Annotated in this window: 19 protein-coding genes and 1 tRNA gene; 8 read left to right on the forward strand and 12 right to left on the reverse strand. The window is 67.9% G+C overall.

All coding sequences use genetic code 11. The annotated features are described in order from the left end of the window. Positions 1-23: 23 nt before the first annotated feature. From msrB to CJZ82_RS13705, 3 genes are all read right to left on the reverse strand, one after another. Positions 24-440 (reverse strand): peptide-methionine (R)-S-oxide reductase MsrB, encoded by a 417-nt coding sequence (msrB, locus tag CJZ82_RS13695; RefSeq protein ID WP_094556355.1) that lies wholly within the window; start codon positions 438-440, stop codon positions 24-26. Between the two features lie 27 nt (positions 441-467). Next, on the reverse strand, positions 468-1751 hold the full coding sequence (locus CJZ82_RS13700; protein WP_094556326.1) for a glycosyl transferase: 1284 nt from the start codon (positions 1749-1751) through the stop codon (positions 468-470). A gap of 17 nt (positions 1752-1768) precedes the next feature. After that, a tRNA-Leu gene (locus CJZ82_RS13705) sits at positions 1769-1850 on the reverse strand. 126 nt (positions 1851-1976) lie between these two features. On the opposite strand from CJZ82_RS13705, the gene accC reads away from it, so the two are divergent. Beyond that, a complete protein-coding gene (accC, locus tag CJZ82_RS13710) occupies positions 1977-3329 on the forward strand; it encodes an acetyl-CoA carboxylase biotin carboxylase subunit (RefSeq protein WP_094556327.1) in 1353 nt (450 codons plus the stop codon). Between the two features lie 34 nt (positions 3330-3363). Here accC and CJZ82_RS13715 read toward each other — a convergent pair whose 3' ends face one another. After that, a complete protein-coding gene (locus CJZ82_RS13715) occupies positions 3364-3690 on the reverse strand; it encodes a YggT family protein (RefSeq protein WP_094556328.1) in 327 nt (108 codons plus the stop codon). A 77-nt stretch (positions 3691-3767) separates the two neighbouring features. On the opposite strand from CJZ82_RS13715, the gene psbX reads away from it, so the two are divergent. From psbX to CJZ82_RS13735, 4 genes are all read left to right on the forward strand, one after another. Then, entirely contained in the window at positions 3768-3890 is a 123-nt protein-coding gene (gene psbX / locus CJZ82_RS13720; RefSeq protein WP_006172065.1) for a photosystem II reaction center X protein, read from the forward strand. A gap of 93 nt (positions 3891-3983) precedes the next feature. Beyond that, a complete protein-coding gene (locus tag CJZ82_RS13725; RefSeq protein ID WP_094556329.1) occupies positions 3984-4931 on the forward strand; it encodes a Ycf66 family protein in 948 nt (315 codons plus the stop codon). A 35-nt stretch (positions 4932-4966) separates the two neighbouring features. Beyond that, positions 4967-5497 carry a Tol biopolymer transporter periplasmic protein gene (locus CJZ82_RS13730; protein ID WP_233130253.1) on the forward strand — a complete coding sequence of 177 codons (531 nt, stop codon included), beginning with the start codon at positions 4967-4969 and terminating at the stop codon, positions 5495-5497. Next, the gene (locus CJZ82_RS13735) at positions 5494-6018 is read left to right on the forward strand and encodes a hypothetical protein (RefSeq protein WP_094556331.1); all 525 of its coding nucleotides are present in this window, start codon (positions 5494-5496) and stop codon (positions 6016-6018) included. The genes CJZ82_RS13730 and CJZ82_RS13735 overlap by 4 nt, the downstream gene beginning before the upstream one ends. Positions 6019-6021: 3 nt before the next feature. Here CJZ82_RS13735 and CJZ82_RS13740 read toward each other — a convergent pair whose 3' ends face one another. The 3 genes from CJZ82_RS13740 to CJZ82_RS13750 are packed head-to-tail and all read right to left on the reverse strand — an operon-like array spanning position 6022 to position 8635. Beyond that, positions 6022-6222 (reverse strand): chlorophyll a/b-binding protein, encoded by a 201-nt coding sequence (locus CJZ82_RS13740; RefSeq protein ID WP_094556332.1) that lies wholly within the window; start codon positions 6220-6222, stop codon positions 6022-6024. Beyond that, the gene (locus CJZ82_RS13745) at positions 6223-8250 is read right to left on the reverse strand and encodes an ABC transporter ATP-binding protein/permease (RefSeq protein WP_094556333.1); all 2028 of its coding nucleotides are present in this window, start codon (positions 8248-8250) and stop codon (positions 6223-6225) included. Positions 8251-8290: 40 nt separating this feature from the next. Beyond that, complete coding sequence (locus CJZ82_RS13750) at positions 8291-8635, reverse strand: histidine triad nucleotide-binding protein (protein ID WP_094556334.1); 345 nt, start codon at positions 8633-8635, stop codon at positions 8291-8293. A gap of 79 nt (positions 8636-8714) precedes the next feature. Between CJZ82_RS13750 and CJZ82_RS13755 the strand changes: the two genes are divergently transcribed. After that, a complete protein-coding gene (locus tag CJZ82_RS13755) occupies positions 8715-10307 on the forward strand; it encodes a YifB family Mg chelatase-like AAA ATPase (RefSeq protein WP_094556356.1) in 1593 nt (530 codons plus the stop codon). An 81-nt stretch (positions 10308-10388) separates the two neighbouring features. Here the strand turns inward: CJZ82_RS13755 and rpsU are convergent, their stop codons facing one another. Genes rpsU through def form a run of 4 tightly spaced genes read right to left on the reverse strand, consistent with a single transcriptional unit; the run spans position 10389 to position 12255 of the window. After that, entirely contained in the window at positions 10389-10559 is a 171-nt protein-coding gene (gene rpsU, locus CJZ82_RS13760; protein ID WP_006172073.1) for a 30S ribosomal protein S21, read from the reverse strand. A gap of 58 nt (positions 10560-10617) precedes the next feature. Continuing rightward, the gene (locus CJZ82_RS13765) at positions 10618-11385 is read right to left on the reverse strand and encodes a DUF3747 domain-containing protein (RefSeq protein ID WP_094556335.1); all 768 of its coding nucleotides are present in this window, start codon (positions 11383-11385) and stop codon (positions 10618-10620) included. A 60-nt stretch (positions 11386-11445) separates the two neighbouring features. Then, positions 11446-11643, reverse strand: a complete 198-nt coding sequence (locus CJZ82_RS13770; protein WP_094556336.1) for a hypothetical protein — start codon at positions 11641-11643, stop codon at positions 11446-11448. A gap of 6 nt (positions 11644-11649) precedes the next feature. After that, positions 11650-12255: a peptide deformylase gene (gene def / locus CJZ82_RS13775; RefSeq protein WP_094556357.1), complete on the reverse strand. Its 606-nt coding sequence runs from the start codon at positions 12253-12255 to the stop codon at positions 11650-11652. A 103-nt stretch (positions 12256-12358) separates the two neighbouring features. Between def and CJZ82_RS13780 the strand changes: the two genes are divergently transcribed. Both CJZ82_RS13780 and CJZ82_RS13785 read left to right on the forward strand, forming a co-directional pair. After that, positions 12359-14239 (forward strand): prolyl oligopeptidase family serine peptidase, encoded by a 1881-nt coding sequence (locus tag CJZ82_RS13780; RefSeq protein WP_094556337.1) that lies wholly within the window; start codon positions 12359-12361, stop codon positions 14237-14239. Then, the gene (locus tag CJZ82_RS13785; protein WP_094556338.1) at positions 14239-15666 is read left to right on the forward strand and encodes a sodium/glutamate symporter; all 1428 of its coding nucleotides are present in this window, start codon (positions 14239-14241) and stop codon (positions 15664-15666) included. The genes CJZ82_RS13780 and CJZ82_RS13785 overlap by 1 nt, the downstream gene beginning before the upstream one ends. A 5-nt stretch (positions 15667-15671) precedes the next feature. On the opposite strand, the gene CJZ82_RS13790 is transcribed toward CJZ82_RS13785, so the two are convergent. After that, positions 15672-17756 (reverse strand): bifunctional aldolase/short-chain dehydrogenase, encoded by a 2085-nt coding sequence (locus tag CJZ82_RS13790; protein ID WP_094556339.1) that lies wholly within the window; start codon positions 17754-17756, stop codon positions 15672-15674. Positions 17757-17839: the final 83 nt, after the last annotated feature.

Genomic DNA, 17839 nt, shown 5'->3' on the forward strand with positions numbered 1-17839 from the left:
GCCAGCCGGCGGCCAGCCAGGCCTTACGAGGCCGGGTTGAAGTTCAGAGAAGCCGAGTTGACGCAGTAACGCAGGCCCGTGGGACCGGGGCCATCGTGAAAGAGGTGACCGAGGTGGGCCTCACACTTGGCACAGCGGATTTCCGTTCGCACCATGCCGTGACTGCGGTCCTCGATGGTGGTGATCGCCGCGGGATCGAGCCCGTCCCAGAAGCTGGGCCAGCCCGTGCCGGAATCAAACTTGGCATTGGAGCCGAACAGGGGAGACCCGCAGCAGATGCAGTCGTAGCGGCCCTCCTGCTTGGTGTTCCAGTAAGCGCCTGTGAAGGCCCGCTCGGTCCCACCGCAACGGGCCACCTGGTACTGCTCCGGAGTCAGGCGCTCGCGCCAGTCGGGATCTGAAGGGGATGGCGAGTCGGCGACCGCGTCGGGGCTGGCCATGGTGCGCAACATTCTGTTGGTGTCAATTTAGGCAGCGGGCAGAAGCTCCTGCACCATCGCCGCCAGGGCCGCCACAGCCCCGGGCTGCCCCCGCAGACTGCGCAGATCGTCGCGCTGACCCCGCAGCCGCTCGGGGTGGGCCAGCCACTCGTTGGCCTCGGCAGCAATCTCCGCCGGCGTGATCGCCCCGACCCGCTCAGGCACCACGGCACGACCTGCCGAGATGTTCGGCCAGGCCAGAAACCCCCGCTGGCGCATCCGCCAGGCCGTCAGCGCCAGGCCCAGCAACCAGCGCAACAGGGGCAGGCGCGCCACCAGACCGAGCCAGCCGTCCCAGGCCTGCATCACCTGCAGATGCTGGGTGGGCACCAGAACGATCATCGGCACCCCGAGGGCCCCCAGCTCGGCGGTGTTCGCCCCCACGGTGGTGAGCGCCAGAGCGCACTGGCTGAGGGCGGCGTGGGCCGGGTGCTGCTCGAACAGCAGAATGGGCGTGCCGGCACCGCTGATCAGCCAGCGCTGGCCGGAATCCGGCTCCGGCACCAGCAGCCGCGGCGGCTGGCCGCCGTAATAACGCTGAATCGGGTTACCACTGTCTCCATAGGCCAGCAGATCGGCCACGCTGGTGGTGGGCGCCACCGGCAGAAGGAACCGACACCCAGGCCGCAGGCGGGCAAGGCGATCGGCTGTCTCGAGCAAAAAGGGAACGCCCACCTGCAACTTGGCCCGCTTGGAGCCGGGCAGCAGGGCCACCCATTCGCCTTCGGGCAGGGGGGCCACCGCCCGCGCCTCCTCGGAGAGATCGGCCATCAGATCACCCACCACGGTGCAGCGCTGGCGCCAGCGGGGAGGCAACCGGGTGGCGGCCTCGGGGCCCATGGCAGCAATGCGGTCGTTCCAGCGCGGCCACCGGGCCACCCACTCGGCGTAGGTGAGGTGGCGGTAGCCAAGGCGAGCCGAAAGCAGCACGGTCCAGAACTGATCACCCCCCAGGAACACCACCACTCCATGGGCCGGCCAGGGCCCATGGCGGCGGGGGCTGAGCAGGAGCCCCCAGAACCGGCGGGCGGGCACGATGCGGGAGAAGAAGCCAAGCTCGCGAGCCACCCGCGCCTCGGATCCGGTGGCGTTGGGACAGGGCACGAGCACCAGCTCCAGAGAGCAGGCCGCTCCAGGAACAAGAGGCTGAAGCGCGAGCTGCCTGTGCAGGCGCTGGGCCAGGGGGCGTACCCAGGTGGTGAGCTCGCCCGGTCCGTTGCACACCAGCACGATCGCTGTGGTGGGCGGGAGGCTCGGGGGCGGCTCTCTCAAGTTGTGGGAAAGAAAAATGCGGATGGCGAGACTTGAACTCGCAAGGCCGAAGCCACACGCCCCTCAAACGTGCGTGTCTACCAATTCCACCACATCCGCGTGGCCGTCAGGAGTCTGAACTCCCTTCGGCTCGTCAATATACCCATCACCCGTTCCGGACTCCGCCCCACGGAGGTGCCAAGGGTCAGCGCTGATACAGTCCGCAGCGGCCTGGACCCACCACGGATGCCCATCGGCAAGCTGCTGATCGCCAACCGTGGCGAGATCTCTCTCCGTATCTTGCGGAGCTGCCGCGAGATGGGCATCAGCACGGTGGCGGTCTACAGCACCGTCGACCGCAACGCCCTGCACGTACAGCTGGCCGATGAAGCGGTCTGCGTGGGGGAAGCTCCCAGCAGCAAGAGCTATCTCAATATCCCCAACATCATTGCCGCGGCGATCTCCAGGGGCGCCGATGCGATCCACCCCGGTTACGGCTTCCTGGCCGAGAACGACCGCTTCGCGGAGATCTGCGCGGCCCACGGCCTCACCTTCGTCGGTCCCTCCCCAGAGGCGATCCGGGCCATGGGGGACAAATCCACCGCCAAGACCACCATGCAGCGGGTGGGCGTTCCCACCATCCCCGGAAGTGAAGGTCTGCTGGAGGACGCCCAGGAGGCCTCCGTGCTGGCGGCGCGCATGGGCTTCCCCGTGATGATCAAGGCCACGGCCGGCGGCGGCGGTCGTGGCATGCGCCTGGTGCAGGAGCCCGAGCAGCTCGAGGGCCTGTTCAAGGCGGCCCAGGGTGAAGCGGAAGCGGCCTTCGGCAACCCGGGCCTCTACATGGAGAAGTTCATCGAGCGGCCCCGCCACGTTGAGGTGCAGATCCTGGCCGATCGTCACGGCAACGTGGTTCACCTCGGCGAGCGCGACTGCTCGATCCAGCGGCGCCACCAGAAGCTGCTGGAGGAAGCCCCAAGTCCGGCCCTGGATCCGGAGCTGCGCCGGCGCATGGGCGAGGCGGCGGTGGCGGCGGCCCGGAGCATCACCTACGAGGGCGCCGGCACCGTTGAGTTTCTGGTGGATCGCAGCGGCAGCTTCTACTTCATGGAGATGAACACCCGCATCCAGGTGGAGCATCCCGTCACCGAGATGGTCACCGGTTTCGATCTGATTGCCGAGCAGCTGCGCATCGCCGGAGGTGAGCCCCTGAGCATGCGCCAGGAGGACGTGAAGCTGCGGGGCCATGCGATCGAATGCCGCATCAACGCCGAGGATCCCCAGCAGAATTTCCGGCCTGCCCCGGGGCGCATCACCGGCTGGTTGCCACCGGGTGGGCCGGGCGTGCGGGTCGACAGCCACGTTTACACGGGCTACGAAATCCCCCCCTTCTACGACTCGTTGATCGGCAAGCTGATCGTCTGGGGGGTCGATCGAGAGGCGGCCATCAAGCGCATGCGCCGGGCCCTGAGCGAATGTGCGATCACGGGCATCCCCACCACGATCGAGTTCCACCTGGCCCTGCTGGATCGGCCCGAGTTCCAGCGCGGCGATCTGCACACGAAATTCGTGGAGCAGGAGATGCTGCCGCCCAGCTGATCCGCTGGCTTTGTTCGGTCACGAAACTCCAGGCTCAGCCCAGGGACTGGCTGTGGCGCAGCACCTGGGTGAGCAATCCCTGCTGACCAACCACCAGCTCCCGCAGCAGGCTGATCAACCCCACCCAGATCACCGGGGTCACATCGACACCGCCGATGGCGGGGATCAATCGCCGGCTGAAGCGCAGCAGACCCTCCGTCGGCAAGCCGATCAGCTGCATCGCCCCCCGGTTCAGGTCCACTTGCGGATACCAGGTGAGCACGATGCGGAACAGGAACAGCAGGGTCCAGGCCGCCAGGGCCAGGGCCAACACGGCATGCAGCAACGGCAGGCCAGACGCCAGCACGGAAACGGCCGTCACAAAGCGGTAAGCAGGGGCGGGGCCATCGTAGGAAGTGGGCGCAGCTGCCTAAGATCCCACTCGGATCTCATGGCGCCATGACCCCCTCCCTCTCCAACTTCCTGAGCAGCCTCGTCTACGGAGCGATGATCGTTGTGATTCCGATCAGCATCGCCTTGGTTCTGATCAGCCAGAACGACCAAGTTGACCGCAAGCTTTGAGTTGACGCTGGTATCGCGGGTCAAGGTCCCTAAACTGGTTTCAACCGTTCACCCCTGGCGGACGGGAAAAGTCGTTCGCCTGAGGTTTCAGACGTGGTCAATGCCAGCCTGAACTGGGCCAGCATCGTCGGCATCGTGTTGGCCGTCGGTGGTGCGTTCCTCTATTTCATGAGGAGCTTCAAGCCAGCCCTCGCCCGCGACTACGACGTCTTCTTCGCTGCGATCGGTCTGCTCTGCGGCGGAATTCTCTTCTTCCAGGGCTGGCGGCTCGATCCGATCCTTCAATTCGGCCAGTTCCTGCTGGCGGGCACAACGGTCTTTTTCGCATACGAAAGCGTTCGCCTGCGGGGCGTGACCACTGAGCAGGCGCGGCGCTCCTCCTATTTCGACGACGACGAACCCTTGCCTGCCAAACCCAGGATGGGCGGCCGCGCCGGCTGGGACGACGACACTGACCGCTTCGAGGAACCCCAGCCCCTGCGGCGACGGATCCGATCACCCCTCACCGAAGAACTGGAGGACGATGCCAGCTTCTACCGGCCCCGTCGTGAGGCGGCCAGGCCTGCCATTCCCGAGCGGGCCGCCAGCCGTCGCCCCCCAACCGACAGCAGCTGGGATGCAGACGAGCCCAGCCCCCGCCGTGAATCTGAGTCCTACGGCAGCCGCAGCGTTGCCCCATCCAGTGCCGCAGCCTCAGGAGCGGCCTTTGGCTCCCGCCGCCGCGAGCGCGACAGCGGGGTAGAGCCCCGCCGCGGCAGCCGTCCGATGCCCAGCTCCGAGTCCATGCCCCGCTCCAGCCGCCGACCCGGACCTGCGGGTGCCACTGAACCCTCCAGCCCATCCCCTGGTGTTCCCCAGGGCACACCGATCCGCAGCCGCCCCAGCGCCGCAACCACCAACAACCCGATCTCAAGCTCCGCTGCCGGTGCCGGCCCTGCAGCCAGCCCTGCCACCCCCGTGAGCGACGCCGACTACACCCCCCTGCGGCCCGCCCCCTCCAGCAGCCGCCCTCGGGACAACAGCTCCCGTTTCGACAGCTGATCACAACACCGAGGACCGCCTCCCTGGCGGCGATCGTGGCGGCAGCCCTGGCAACTTTTCTAGGTGCTTGCTCACTTCCCTGGTCCGGCCGTTCCCGTCCGGCTCCATCGCCTGGCTGGCAATCGAACCTCAGCCGTCAGGATCCAGCCCTGAGTGGTGACGGCCGCCTCCTGGCCAGCGTGATCGAACGCCAGGGCCGATCGACTGTGCTGCTTCAGGAGCGCATCAGTGGAAGGGTGCTGCCTCTGCGCCACCTCAGCCGCTGGCAGCCCCACAGCTCCCCTTCCCTCAGCTGGAGGGGCCGTTATCTGGCCCTGATCGTGCAGCGGGGTGACCGGCGCCTGGCGGTGATTGAAGACCGCCTCACCAATCGGCTTGTGCCTTTGCCCCTGCCGGGCGGACTGGAGCCGGTGAGGCTGAGCCTGGCACCCGACGGCCAGCGCCTGGCGCTTCAACTGGTGGCCGCTGGTCGCTGGCAAGTGGAGCTGTTCGATCTGGGCGGGATCCTTGAGATCGACCCGCCGGCTGGAGAGGTGCTGCGCACTCCAGCTGTGGCGCCACCGTGACACCCCTGGAGCGCCATGACCATGACATCGCCAAGGCCATCAGGCTGGTGCAGCTGGGCCTGGCCCTCATGGCCGTCAGCCTGCTCGGAGCCTGTGTATCCACGCCCATGCGCCCCCTGGCCGCCATCAACCAACAGCTGGAGCAGAGTGGCGGCAACCGCGACCCTTCCCTGGGCGGTCGCTGGCTGGCCCTGATCAGAGGCCGCGACGGGCGCGAGCGGATTGAACTGGTGGACCTGGATCAGAACCGGCCCGTACCCCTGCCGGGCCTGAACCGCCCTGATGCCCAGCCCCTGAACGTCAGTGTCGATGCCGCAGGGGAGCGCATGGCCCTGATCCGCCAGCGCGACGGCCGCACCGAACTGGCGCTCTATCGACGCAGCAGGGAAAATCTGCAGCCGCTGCCTCTGGAGCCGCCAGGGGTGCCCAGGCAGGTGAAGCTCAGCGCCGATGGGCGCGTGCTGGCCGTTCAGGTCAGCCGCGGCGGCCTCTGGCAGGTGGACCTGATTGAGCTGCCCTGAAGATCAGGGCACCAGGCCCGCCCAGTGCAGGAAGGTGTCGCGGCTGAGGGCCTCGATCAGCAGCACGGCAGCAAAGCCGAGCATCGCGAAGCGGCCGTTGACCCGCTCCGCATAGCCACTCCAGCCGAACGCCGGAACGTCAGAGGTGGTGGCACTGGTGGTTGGGGTTGCCTCAGGTTCAGTAGGAGGAGCTGGGGAAGGCATTCAGGTCTCACGGTTGCGGCCAAAGTCATAGCCGTCGGTTGGCAGCAGCCGCCAGCCACCCTGGCCGTCGAGCTCAAGCACGGTGTCATGGAAGGCCACCAGGGTGGGCCTGTGACCCACACTCACAAAAGCCATCTCCCGCTCCACAAGCAATTCATAAAGGGCCTTCTCGGTGTTCACATCAAGAGCGCTGGTGGCCTCATCGAGGACCACGAAGCGGGGGGAGTTGAGCAGCAGCCTGGCAAAGGCGAGGCGCTGCTGCTCGCCGAGCGAGAGCAACCGGGGCCAGTCCTGCTTGATGTCCAGATCGGGGTAGCGCCCCACCAGTTCGGGCAGGCGCACCTCCTCGAGCACGTGGCGCAGCTGTTCGTCGCTGAATCGATCGGCGGGCTGGGGGTAGCAGAGCTGCTCCCTGAGGCTGCCCAGCAGCATGTAGGGCTTCTGGGGAATGAACATCAGCTCGCCCACAGGCGGGCGCTGCACATGGCCCGCGGCCGCAGGCCAGAGCCCACTCACCAGCCTCAGGAAGGAGGTCTTGCCGCAACCCGAAGGCCCGACCACCAGCAGCCTTTGGTTGGCGGTCACCTCCAGGCTGAGATCGCTCACCAGCAGACGGTTGGTGCGGGGCGGCACCAGATCCACGTGGCTCACAAGGATCGATTCGGGCCGCACCGCGCCGGCCCCGGCGCCCATGGCGCCACCAGCTGAGGCCTGCTCGGCGGCCACGAACTCGGCCATCTCTTCACTGATCGCCTCCACCTTTCCCTGGAAGCCCTCGAGGCGGCTGATGGAGGCGGAGAAGGCGGCCAGACGATCGATGTTGTTGACGATGTAGCTGACCGAGAACAGCACCTGGGAGAAGGCGATGCTGGCCTGGCCGAAGACACCGAAGTCGACCTGCTTGGCGAAGTAGATCGGCGCAATCACCAACCAGGGAAGAAAGCGGGAGAAGTAGTCGTAGGAACGCTGGATGACGCTGATCAGCGCCTCCCAGATGATCAGCCGGTTGTAGTTGACGATCACCCCGTCAAGGCGGCGTTCGCCCTCCTTCTGCTCCTGGCGCTCGCCCTGGTAGAAGGCGATCGATTCGGCATTGTCACGGATGTGAACCAGGCCGTAGCGGAAATCCGCCTCCAGTTTCAGCTGCTGATAGTTCAGATTCACCAGCTTGCGGCTGGCGAACACGATCAGAGCCGTGCCGCCCACCGAATAGCCCAGCAGCCACAGGGCCAGCGTCTGGTTGATGCTCCAGAGAACGATGATGAAGCTGAAGAAAGTAAGCAGGGCAGAGATGATCTCCACCGTCACGCTCAAGCTGGTGGCGGTGAAGCTGGCTGCGTCCTGGGAGATCCGCTGGTCAGGGTTATCGATCTCCTCAACGCTTTCATCGTTGGGGTTGAGAACGTAGTAGGCCCGGTTGGTGAGGTAGCGGCCCAGCATGCGTCCGCTGAGCCACTCCCGCCACAGCAAACCGAGCTTGGGAATCAGATAGCTCTGGATGGCGCGGATCGGCAGGGCCAGCACCAGGCAGAAGGCGTAGATCGCGACGATCTTCCAGAACTCCTCCTCCTTGTAGCCCACCAAGGCGTTTTCGATGTTCCGGGCGATGAAGCTGATGCCCACGTTGATGCCGTTGATCACCAGGATCAGCAGGGCGATCACACCGAGCAGCAACCAGGGCAGCCAGCGCCCCTGACGCAGCTTGGCCCGCAGGCTGATGAAGGCGGCAAGCCCAGCGGCAAACAGCACCATCACCACGATGCCGATCGGCCCGCTCCAGACCGCGGCCACCTGCTCGGGCACCCCGGGCAGGAAGCGATTGCGCAGCTCGGGGATCCAGGCACCGGCCGCAGCGACCACACCGGTGAGCAGCAGCAGGGTGAAGCCCACCACCACCGCCAGCAGGGCCACCACCAGAAGCAGGAACTGGCCGTTGCCACCGCCGCCTTCGTCAAGAGGCAGGAAGTAGGGCTGGGCCAGGCGCTGCAGCTTGGCCAACTGCTCGCGAAGGGCCTTGAGGGGTCGCATGAATGGTTACAAGTCGGCTCATTGTCGCCGCTGGCGGGCGTCAGCCGGGGGGCCAGAGCAGGGGCCGGCCTCCGATCACATGCACATGCAGGTGAAAGACCGTCTGTCCGGCTTCAGCGCCGTTGTTGATCACGGTGCGCCAGCCGACAAGACCCTCCTGCTTCGCCACCTGAGCCGCCACCAGCAGAAGATGGCCCAGCAGGGCCTGATGGCGCGGCTCGGCGTCGGTGAGGTTCACCAGGGGCTCGCGCGGAATCACGAGCACATGCACCGGTGCCTGGGGCTGGATGTCGCGGAAGGCCAGGCACAGCTCATCGGCATGAACCTGATCACAGGGGATGTCACCGCGCAGGATGCGCGCAAAGATCGTCTCGCTCTCGGCCATGGCGCCTCCGCCGGAACCCGGCAACGGATGAGGATGAGACAGGCAGGGCACTCACTGGGTGTCCGATGCCCCAATGCCGATGTTGGCACGCTGCAGCAGCGCCGCCCTCCAGGGACTGGAAGGCCGAGAGGTTGCGGTGGAGGTGGACATCGCCCCAGGTCTGCCCGGGCTCCAGATCGTTGGTCTGGCGGAAGCGACTGTGCGCGACGCCCGTGAGCGGGTGCGAGCCGCCCTGCGCAACAGCGGCTTTCGCGTGCCCCTCACCCGGGTGATCGTGAGCCTGGCCCCGGCGGATCTGCGCAAGGAGGGGCCGGCTTTCGATCTGCCGATCGCCCTGGGGCTGCTGCTGGCCTCTGGCCAGCTTCCGCCCGAGCGAATGAAGGGGATCTGGAGCGCCGGAGAGCTGGGTCTCGACGGCAGCCTGCGGCCCGTGCGAGGGGTGATGGCCCTGGCCCTGGCCGCCAGGCGTGGCGGGGCTAGGGCCCTGGTGGTGCCCAAGGCCAATGGCGGCGAGGCGGCGCTGGTGACGGAGCTGGCGGTGTGGCCGGCGAATGATCTGGCGCAGCTGATGGGCTGGCTGGCCGATCCACGGGGCATACCGGTCCCGGTGCCCGCCCTGGCCCAGCCGGCCTCAGGCCAACCAGACCTCGCCGAGGTGATCGGTCAGGCCCACGGCCGGCGGGCCCTGGAGATCGCCGCGGCCGGTGGCCACCACCTGCTGCTGGTGGGTCCACCGGGCAGCGGCAAAACGATGCTGGCTCGACGCCTGGCGGGTCTGCTGCCGCCCCTGCCACGCCAGGAGGCTCTCGAGCTCACCCAGCTCTATTCGGTGGCAGGACTGCTGCCTGAGGGTGGCGCCCTGATGGGCTCAAGGCCCTTCCGCGCGCCCCACCACAGCTGCACGGCCACGGCCCTGGTGGGCGGCGGCGCCATGCCAAGACCGGGGGAGCTGTCGCTGGCCCACCACGGCGTGCTCTTCCTCGATGAACTGGCGGAGTTTCGCCGCGAGGTGCTCGAGCAGCTGCGCCAACCCCTGGAGGAGGGAGAGGTGTGGATAAGCCGCTCAAGGCAGCAGAGCCGCTTCCCCTGCCGCGCAACCCTGGTGGCAGCCACCAACCCCTGTCCCTGCGGCTGGTTCGGCGATCCTGAGCGGACCTGTGTCTGCGGCGAGGCTCAGCAGCGGCGCTACTGGTCACGGCTCTCAGGCCCTCTGCTCGATCGCCTCGATCTGCAGGTGGTGATGGGCAGGCTGGAGCCCGCCGCCCTGACACGCAGCTACGGCTTGGAGGCAGAGCGGGCGGCCGGGAGGGGGAAGCGGCCCGAGAACTCTGCTGTGGTGGCAGCGCGGGTACTGAAAGCACGACAGAGGATGGTCCGTCGCAATCCTGATGGCAGGGCCAATGGCCAATTGACGGGCAGATGCCTCAGGAGCGTGGTGCAGCTCGGTGAAGGGTCCCTGCAGCTATGGCAGCAGGCGATCACCCGTCGGGGTCTGAGTGCACGGGCTGGAGAACGCCTGCTGCGGGTGGCCCTCACCTTGGCGGATCTGGAGGACACCCAGGCAGTGAGCGCTCAGCACCTGGGCGAAGCGCTGTCGTACCGATCGTTCGACCAGATCGGCAACGACTCGTCGCTGACAACGGCTGGAAGGGCTGAAGCCGAGTGCAAATGAGAGCACACGGTCAGAGGAAGATTCGGAACTGATCAGCTTTCGGGACTGATTCAGCTCTTGCCGAGCACCGTTTGAAGGTGATCAGCGACGACGACGGCGCTGCTGGGCCTTGCGCTTGTACTTCTCGGTGGGTGTCTCATGGTGACGCAGGCGCTTGAGGTCGGCGAAGATGCCGGCTTTGGACACCTGCCGCTTGAAGCGGCGCAGGGCCGATTCGATGCCTTCGTTTTCGCCGACGGTGACCTGGGTCATGAACCACGCAGTGGGGCAAGTTGAACGTCAATGTAGCAATCGGCTCAGCGGGTCCCAATCACGGCTGGGCCTTGATGCTGGGGATGGGCATCGGTGAAGGGGCAACCGGGGTCACAGGGGCCCCAGGCGCGACGGAAGCAGGAGGATTGGTTGCTGAAGCACCAACGACAGGCGGAATGGTTGCGGGAGCCTGGCTGGAGGGAGTGGTGAGGGCTGGGGCCTGAGCCTCGGGTAAGGAGGTCTCCTGGCCGGGCCAGGTGTCTCGGTAGATGTAGACGTGGCCGAGTGCGCGGTTGCCGTAGTGGCGGCGCATGAGCTTCCAGCCCGGTTCGGGAACGAACTGCAGAAAGCCATCGCTGTGACCCTGGGTGCGGGCCACCACCACCTCGGGACCCGCCTGGTTGCGGCCCGGTGCCGCCAGCAGGATGTTGTCGCTGCCCTGCCGCACCACGCTCAGCCTGTACACAGTGGCCAGATCGCTGCCACCCACCCGCAGGGAGTAGCCGTTGGCATCCATGTAGCGGGAGCAGATTCCGGTGAAATCAAAGCTGCCCAGCAGGGGCTCCACCCGGGCCGGGAACGAGCCGCTGGTGGAAAAACAGGGGCGGCGATCGCTCACCTGCTCGTAGATGTTCAGCTGGGCGCGCACACCATCACCGATCGGTGCCGCCACCAGCACGAACTTCGACTGATCCAGATCACGGGCACTGAAGAGAGCCCCCTGGGCCGCAACGGGTCCAACAGCCGCGAGGCCCAGCAATACCGGCAGGGTCGGCACCAGCGCGCTGAGCGATCGCAGGAGGAGCGGCAATGGTGCGACGCGCATCGGCGGACGAGGCAAGGTGAGCCCGATCGTAGAAGTGAGATCCAGCGGCGCCAGGGGGGATCAGCTGGCCTTGTTGAGACGAATTGCGACCAGCAGGCTGATCACCGTGCCCGGCAGGCAGGCCGCCAGGATCAGCCGTGTGGTGAGTACGCCCAGGTCCGGGTCGCCGTAGGAAAGCTCGAAAACGGAACCGGTGGCGGCGATGCCAAGCAGGCAGGCCAGTCCGAGAAAGACCCCGGCGAGGGGTTGCATCGGCATGGGGGATCAGCGCTGGGAGTGGACATCATCACGGTGGAACCCGTGATCCTTGAGCTCCTCGTTGAGGCTGAGCTCATCGCTGACCAGATCGACGAAAAGCACACCTTTGAGGTGGTCCATCTCGTGCAGGATGCAGCGGGCGAGCAGGCCATCGGCCTTGATGCGGCGAGGACGGCCCTGCTCATCGCGATAACTCACCTCCGCCTCGCTCGGACGCACCACAGAGAGGTACACACCGGGGATGCTCAGACAGCCTTCCTCATAGGTAGTGAGCGCTGCGCTGGTGGTGTTGATTTCCGGGTTCACCAGCACCATCGGCGGCGTGGCCGCATTCTCCGGATCGAGGTCGATCACCAGCAGTTGTTTGTGGACGCCCACCTGAGGAGCGGCCAGGCCGATGCCGTGGGCGCTGTACATGCTGCGCAGCATGTCGCGGGCCAGCTCGCGCACCGCTTCATCCACCTTGCTGATGCGCTTTGCGGGTTGGCGCAAAACCTGATCACCAAGTTTGTGGATCGTCAGCGGTGGGGCGTCCAGCACCTGCTTGGGAACCTGGACCGTGCGGCTGGTCTGCTCCGCCTGGCGGGCCATTTTGGCGAAGCTGCTGGCCAAAGCGTCACCTGAAACGATGGTGTGATTGTAGGAGCCGCTGGTGGGGCACGGTTCAAGCCAGGGTTCAGGCGCCAACCCGGGCCGCCCCCTGCCGGCAAGGGCTGTGGTGGGTCGCACACCACGGATCAAGGAGCCCCAGTTACACCGAGGCCGGCTGTTCTGGCTGGAGCAACGCCCCACCGAGCAGGGACGAACCACCTTGATGCTGAGGCCCTCGCCGGAAGCTGAGGCCATCGAGCTCACCCCCGGCGAGTGGAACCTGCGCAGCCGCGTCCATGAGTACGGCGGCGGGGTGGTGGCCGTGGACCGGGGGCCCGCTGGGCCTGACACGGGCGAACTGGTGGTGGTGGTGAACGATCGCGATCGCTGCCTCTGGCGGCTGGAGACCGACCAGCCGCAAGGGGCGCCCAGGCGGCTCACCGAGCCGGGGGAGCGGGCCTTTGCCGATGGGCTGATCGATGGACGGCGGAGGCGCTGGATCGGAGTGATGGAGGCCGGTGGGCTCGATCAGCTGGTGGCCGTGCCGCTGGAGGGGGGTGAACCGCAGCTGCTGCGCCAGGCCCTCGACTTCTGCGGCTATGCCGCGCTCAGCTCCGATGGCTCCCAGCTGGCCTGGGTGGAATGGCAGCAGCCGCACATGCCCTGGGACCGCAGCCAGTTATGGCTGGCGGACGTGGAGCCCGGGGGAGGACTGGGCCCTGCTCGTCTGATCGCCGGCTCAGGCGCACCAGGGCAGCCGGTGGCCTGTTCGGTCTTCCAGCCCCTCTGGCTGCCGAACGGGGATCTGGTGGTGGCCAACGACCGGTATGGCTGGTGGAACCTGGAGCGGCTGGAGGCCGACGGCTCGGGGCCATGGCAGCGGCTGTTGCCGATGGAAGCGGAGTTCGCCATGCCCCAGTGGGTGTATGGGATGCGCACCACTGCCTGGGATGGCCAGCAGCTGGTGGCTGCCGCCTGCGTGCAGGGCCGCTGGCAGCTGGGCCGCGTGCTGCTCAATGACCCAGTTCCAGGCGGCTCGAAGGATGGGGCCCTGGCGCGCTGGGAGCCGATCCCCTGTCCATTCGATGATCTTGAGGCGCTCTGGGCCGAGAACGGCCAGCTGGTGGCAGTGGCCGCCAACGGCAGCACCGAGGCCGGCCTGCTCAGCCTGGATCTGAACAGCTACCGCTGGAGGCACCAGCCGGCGGCGCCGGGCCAGGCAGCGGTGAGCGGCAGCCCGGCTGAGGCGCTCTGGTTCGATGGCTACGGCGGCCGCCCCACCCATGCCTGGTATCACCCGCCCCAGAGGGGGGGAAACGCCAACGCGCCGCTGCTGGTGAAGGGTCACAGCGGACCCACGGGCATGGCCCACACCGGCCTCAACCCAGCGATCCAGTACTGGACCAGCCGGGGCTGGGGCGTGGTGGATGTGAACTACGGCGGCTCCACGGGTTTCGGGCGGGCGTATCGCGAACGGCTCGATGGGCTCTGGGGTGTGGTGGATGTGGCCGACTGCGACGCGGCGGCCCGCGCCCTGGTGGCGGCGGGCCGGGCCAGCCCAGAGCGGATCGCGATCGAGGGGGGGAGCGCCGGCGGGTTCACCGTGCTGGCCGCCCTCTGCTTCAGCGATGTGTTCCGTGTGGGTGCCTGCCGCTACGCCGTGGCCGACCTCGCCGGCCTGGCCAGCAGCAGCCACCGCTTCGAGGCCCGCTACCTCGATGGTCTGGTGGGACCATGGCCAGCGGAGCGGTCCACATATGAGGCTCGCTCACCCTTAAGCCATGCCGATCGGATCCGCTGCCCGGTGATCTTCTTTCAGGGACTCCAGGACCAGGTGGTGCCCCCGGAGCAGACCGAGAGGATCGTCGCGGCGCTCTCCGCCAACGGGATTCCGGTGGAGCTGCATCGATTTGCCGCTGAAGGGCATGGATTCCGCAGCGGCGCCGTGCAGATTGAGGTGTTGGAGTCAACGGAAGCCTTCTTCCGGAAACACCTCGCCCTCTGATGCCCTTCTTACCCGTCAGCATCAGAATTCTGGTGGAAGCCGTCGAGACCCCAGCCGTGGCGCTGGTGGCTCTGGGCCTGGTGCTGGTGGTGGGCCGCAGCCTGGGCCACGTGCTCGGGCTGCGCCACTGGGGCATCCCGGAAGCTCTCCTGGCCGGCGTGCTGGGCCTGCTGGTGGCACCGGCGGGACTGGTGCCCCTGCTCAGCCAACCCGTGATCGAAATCTGGGAGCAGCTGCCGATGGTGCTGCTCACCCTGGTGTTCGGCACGCTGCTGCTCGCCAAGCCCCTGCCCAGGCTGGCCGGGCTCTGGCGGCCGCTGTCAGCCCAGGTGCTGCTGGCCCTCACTCTTGCCTTCGGCCAGTACATGGTGGGAGGCCTGGTGGTGCTGCTGGTGCTCCAGCCATGGCTGGGAGTCCATCCCCTCATGGCCTGCCTGATCGAAGTGGCCTACGAGGGTGGGCACGGCTCGGCTGCCGCGATGGGCGCCAGTTACGCCAGCCTGGGCTTCGAAGGCGGTGAGGCCCTGGGTCTGGCCATGGCCACGGTGGGGTTGCTCATCTCCACGGTGGTGGGGGGACTGGTGGTGCTGCTGGCCCGCAGCCGGGGCTGGCTGATGGGGGGCTCCACGATCGCCTCAGGGGTGGCGCCCCCCCCCGAAGCAGAACCCGGTGCAAGCTCCGATCAGGGGAACATCGCGCCAGCCCAGGCCATGTTGCCGCTGCCACCACCACCGGAGCTGAGATTTTCGGCCCTGGCCGTGAACCTGGCCCTGACGGGGATCGCCGTGGCGATCGGCGTGGTGGCTCTGGCTGCCCTTCGCCTCGTCTCCGACCACGTGGGCGGTGGACTGGCGCTGGTGGTCGATGTGTTCCCGGTGTTTCCCCTGGCCCTGGTGGGATCGCTGCTGGTGCGCTGGCTGCTGGAGCGTTTCGGCAAGGACCACTGGGTTTCGACCCGGGTGCAGAACCGCCTGGCAACTGTGTCGGCTGATCTGCTGATCGCGGCGGCAACGGCCTGCCTGGATCTGTCCCTGCTGGCCCACGACTGGAAGTCACTGACGACGCTGGCCGTGGCAGGGCTGGCCTGGAATCTGGGGGTCGTGCTGCTGCTGGGTCCGCGGATCCTGCCCTCGGCCTGGTTCGAGCGGGGGATCCTCGAATTCGGCCAGGCCACCGGAGTGGCGGCCAGCGGCCTGCTGCTGCTGCGCATGGCTGATCCTCTGGATCAGAGCGAGGCTTTGCAGCCTTTTTCGATCAAGCAACTGCTGCTGCAACCGTTCGTGGCCGGCGGCTTGATCACCGTGGTGGCGCCGCTGGCGGTGAGCAGCTGGGGCCTGCCGGCCTGGACCGGGCTCTGCCTGGTCCTGGTGCTGATCTGGGTCGGCCTAGGGCTGGGGCTGATGGCCGGCTCCCGAAGCGCCAGCTGAGGCCCTCAGCGCACCATCGCCGCCACGTTGCCCCCATCAACTGTGAGCACCGCGCCGGTGGTGCGCTGCAGCAGGGCCAGGGCCACGAAGGCCTCGGCCACATCACTGGCCCGCACCTCTTCGCCCAGCAGGTTGCCGGCCATGTAGGCCTCCTCGCTGACGCCCCTGGCGGCCGACCGCTCCTGGATCATGGCCTCATCAAGCAGGCCGGAGCGGATGCGATCGGCATTGATGGCATTGGCGCGCACCCCTTCGTTGCCACCCTCGAGGGCGTACTGGCGCATCAGGGCCAGCAGGGCCGCTTTGGCGATGCCGTAGGCGCCGAAGCCGGGGCCGGGGTTGAGCGCCTGCTTGCTGACGTTGAAGAGCAGCTGACCACCCATGCCCTGGGCTCGGAAGATGGCCATCGCCGCCTGGGCGACACTCTGGTGGGCGAAGAGGTTGAGCTCGAAGCTGGCGCGCAGGTCGGCGTCGCTGAGCTCGGCGATGGCACCACTCCAGGCCGCACCGGCATTGCTGACCACGATGTCGAGGCCACCGAAGTGGGCCGCGACCGCCGCCAGCGCCTGACGCACCGCCTGGGGATCGGTGAGATCACAGGCCAGACCCAGGGCGCGGCGCCCGCAGGCGGCGGCCACCGCCTCCGCCTGCTCCCCCTGGCGATCCAGCACCGCCACATCGGCGCCGCGCTGGGCGAAGGCGCGTGCGGTGGCCTCGCCGATGGCGCCGGCCCCGCCGGTCACCAGCACCACCTGGCGGGCCAGGGGCTTCTCGGCTGCCTTGCCGAGCTTGGCCTGCTCCAGGCTCCAGTACTCCATGTCGAAGGTGTCGGCCTCGTTCACCGGCTCGAAACGGCCGACGGCCTCGGCAGCCAGCAGGGTCTGCGCCCAGGCTTCGGCCACGTCGGCCACCACGGCCGCTTCAGCGGCCGATCTGCCGATGCCGACGAGCCCCAGGCCGGGGATCGCCACCAGTCGCGGCAGCGGATCGAGCGGTTTCTTCTGGCCTCCGGCGCGGGCGTTCTGGCGCGCGAAATAGCTGCTGTAGTCGGCCCCATAGGCCGCGAGCGCCGCCTCGATCGCGGCCCCCGCGCCAGCCCCGAGCCCGGCCGGCAGCACCAGCGGCCGGGCCTTGGTGCGGATCACGTGGTCGGGGGTCGCGACACCACGGCTGGCCCAGTCACTGAGACGGGGATCGTCGGTCACGGCGCGGGTGAGCGGCGTGTCACGCAGCGCCAGCAGCCAGCGGCCTGGTGCCCCCTCCGCCTCGGCGGCCCGGCTGAGCCCCCCGCGCAGCAGCGGCAGCACAGCCGCCGCGCCACCCGCGGGCTCCGGCACGGACGGCGGCAGGCTGAAGCCCCCGGCGCCCCGCGCCTGCTCGATGCGCTGCTCGGCCTGCCTCACCAGCGCAATCATCCGCTGGTAGCTCTGCTTCGCAGTGGCGCCGAAGGAGAAGAGGCCGTGCTTGAGCAGCACCATCCCCTCCAGCTCCACACCAGCGGAGCGGGCCCGGTCTGCGGCCTGCTCGTAGGCGCTGGCCGCGGCCAGGGCCAGATCGAAGCCAGGCATCACATACGGCACCAGCGCCACCCGCTCGCCATACACCGCCTGACACAGCTCGGCGGCGTCCGGCTGATCGGCCAGAGCCAGCAGGGCGATCGAATGGGTGTGGTCAACGAACCTGTGGGGCAGGAAGGCATGCAGGAGAGCCTCCACCGAAGGGTTGGGGGCCGCCGGATCGATCAGGTTGCAGCGCTGGGCCGCCACCATCTCCTCGTCGCTGAGGGCCGGCAGGACCCGCAGGGCCTGCAGCGGCTCGAGGCGCACCGCCGGGTGGCCGGGGGGCTCGATCGTGGCCAGATCCCAGCCGGAACCCTTCACGCACAGCACTGGGATCGTCTCGCCCAGGAGGCCCGTGACGGTGGTCTTGACGGACGTATTGCCGCCGCCATGCAGCACCAGGGCAGGGTCGGCGCCGAGCAGCCGGGCCGAATAGGTGCGCAGGGCCAGATCCTCCCCCACGCCCTCGGCGGCGTAGCGCGTCACCGCCGCCGCGGCCTCGGCGTCCGACCAGCGATCGAGCACGGACATGGCAAGCGGTGGAGGGCGACCAAGAGGTTACGGAGGCTGCCGCCGCCGGCCGGGGCGGGGGGCGTAGCGTCAACTTCGCGCCG

It is taken from the genome of Synechococcus sp. 1G10, from assembly GCF_002252625.1.
GTDB lineage: Bacteria > Cyanobacteriota > Cyanobacteriia > PCC-6307 > Cyanobiaceae > Regnicoccus_A.

Bases quoted from the DNA above. Each gene is read 5' to 3' on its own strand.
- msrB (WP_094556355.1), bottom strand. From the start codon at position 440: ATGGCCAGCCCCGACGCGGTCGCCGACTCGCCATCCCCTTCAGATCCC.
- accC (WP_094556327.1), top strand. From the start codon at position 1,977: ATGCCCATCGGCAAGCTGCTGATCGCCAACCGTGGCGAGATCTCTCTC.
- psbX (WP_006172065.1), top strand. From the start codon at position 3,768: ATGACCCCCTCCCTCTCCAACTTCCTGAGCAGCCTCGTCTACGGAGCG.
- CJZ82_RS13740 (WP_094556332.1), bottom strand. From the start codon at position 6,222: ATGCCTTCCCCAGCTCCTCCTACTGAACCTGAGGCAACCCCAACCACC.
- CJZ82_RS13745 (WP_094556333.1), bottom strand. From the start codon at position 8,250: ATGCGACCCCTCAAGGCCCTTCGCGAGCAGTTGGCCAAGCTGCAGCGC.
- CJZ82_RS13750 (WP_094556334.1), bottom strand. From the start codon at position 8,635: ATGGCCGAGAGCGAGACGATCTTTGCGCGCATCCTGCGCGGTGACATC.
- CJZ82_RS13755 (WP_094556356.1), top strand. From the start codon at position 8,715: ATGTTGGCACGCTGCAGCAGCGCCGCCCTCCAGGGACTGGAAGGCCGA.
- rpsU (WP_006172073.1), bottom strand. From the start codon at position 10,559: ATGACCCAGGTCACCGTCGGCGAAAACGAAGGCATCGAATCGGCCCTG.
- CJZ82_RS13765 (WP_094556335.1), bottom strand. From the start codon at position 11,385: ATGCGCGTCGCACCATTGCCGCTCCTCCTGCGATCGCTCAGCGCGCTG.
- CJZ82_RS13770 (WP_094556336.1), bottom strand. From the start codon at position 11,643: ATGCCGATGCAACCCCTCGCCGGGGTCTTTCTCGGACTGGCCTGCCTG.
- CJZ82_RS13785 (WP_094556338.1), top strand. From the start codon at position 14,239: ATGCCCTTCTTACCCGTCAGCATCAGAATTCTGGTGGAAGCCGTCGAG.
- CJZ82_RS13790 (WP_094556339.1), bottom strand. From the start codon at position 17,756: ATGTCCGTGCTCGATCGCTGGTCGGACGCCGAGGCCGCGGCGGCGGTG.